Annotated in this window: 1 protein-coding gene; it reads left to right on the plus strand. The window is 47.3% G+C overall.

Annotation, left to right across the window (positions count from 1 at the left end):
• Positions 1-111: 111 nt before the first annotated feature.
• Positions 112-1,578: an IS66 family transposase gene (gene tnpC / locus MMU07_RS21655; RefSeq protein WP_241128703.1), complete on the plus strand. Its 1,467-nt coding sequence runs from the start codon at positions 112-114 to the stop codon at positions 1,576-1,578.
• Positions 1,579-1,582 lie beyond the last annotated feature (4 nt).

The raw sequence follows: 1,582 nt of genomic DNA on the forward strand, positions 1-1,582 counted from the left end.
GTAACTACTCAGGTTCTATTTAATTAACCGGAATTCAAGTTTTTTAATTGGTAACTGCTTTTGGGTTTAGCCTGTGTGCTTTTTTTTAGCCCATTCCGAAATTCGGTTTTTTTGACGGTTTATCCACATTATTTTGTGGGAAAATACCGGTTCAAATGTTGGTTTTTATTGGTTTTAGGCCCCATATTCAAGGAAACATCTCTATTCAGCTTGGACCACAGGGATAAACAGATAGCGGAATTAGTCAACCTGAACCTACGGCTCTTGGACAGGATCAGGTTTTTGGAGATACGTGTAACTGAGCTTGAAAAAGAGCTTGCCCGGTACAAAAATCCAAAGAACAGTACCAACAGTTCGGTTCCCCCCTCCAAGGATGAGAACCGGCCCAAAAAGACACAGAGTCTCCGGGAGCATACAGGCCGAAAACCCGGCGGCCAGCCCGACCACAAGGGACATACCCTGGAAATGTCATCCTCCCCTGATATCCTGATAGACCATATCCCCCAGTACTGTACCTGTTGCGGACGTGACCTCTCGGAGGTTCCCGCCAAGCTGTCCTCCTGCAGACAGGTTGTAGACCTGCCTGTCATCACTCCTGTATGTACCGAACACAGAAGTTATTCAAGAATCTGTCCCTGCGGGAAAAAAAACAGGGCAGCCTTTCCCGGAAATGTCAATGCACCCATACAATACGGCAGCGGTGTCGAGACCATGGTCAGTTATCTGCAAGCCAGACAGTATGTTCCATACAGACGGACCAAGGAACTCCTCAGAGACTGTTTCGGCATCAATCTGAGTGAAGGAAGCATCGACAACATTATCGGCAGGTTTGCAGCCAAAGCAGCTCCGTTATATGCAAAGATCAAAGCAGCCGTCTCCAAGAGCCCTGTCATAGGGGCTGACGAGACAGGGGCAAAAGTGGACGGGAACAGACAATGGGTCTGGACTTATCAGACAGTGGAATTCACCCTTTTGGCCATATCCCAGTCCCGGGGGCTCAAAGCCATAAAGAGTCACTTCCCCGGGGGATTCGGAAATGCGATATTATGCCACGACGCATGGAGGGCATACTTCAGTTATTCGGAAAACCTCCACCAGCTCTGCTGTGCCCACCTGATAAGGGAACTCAACTACATCGTCGAACGGCATAAGTCAGAATGGGCCGATTGCCTCAGGACCCTGTTCAGGGAAGCTATCTCCTTGGATAAAAAAATGAAAGGATTACCTGATCCCGAAGAGGGAAAAAATATTGCCCGAATAGAGGAGCGGCTGGATAACCTCCTCGCACTTCCGATAGACCCCAAACATGAAGAGGCAGTCTCGATGCAGAAAAGACTTGTAAAATACAGGCAGTCCCTCCTTGTTTTTCTACACTACCCAGAAGTACCCCCGGACAACAATGCATCTGAAAGAGCCATACGCAACATCAAGGTAAAACAAAAGATATCAGGTCAGTTCAAATCCGAAAAAGGTGCTGAAAGCTTTTGTGTCATAAGATCCGTGGTCGACACCTTGATCAAAAAGTCAGAAAATGTCCTCCAAAACCTCACTCATATAGCTAAATTACAACCTGAGTAGTTAC

It is taken from the genome of Cognataquiflexum nitidum (assembly GCF_022538055.1).
GTDB classification, from domain to species: Bacteria; Bacteroidota; Bacteroidia; order Cytophagales; family Cyclobacteriaceae; genus Cognataquiflexum; species Cognataquiflexum nitidum.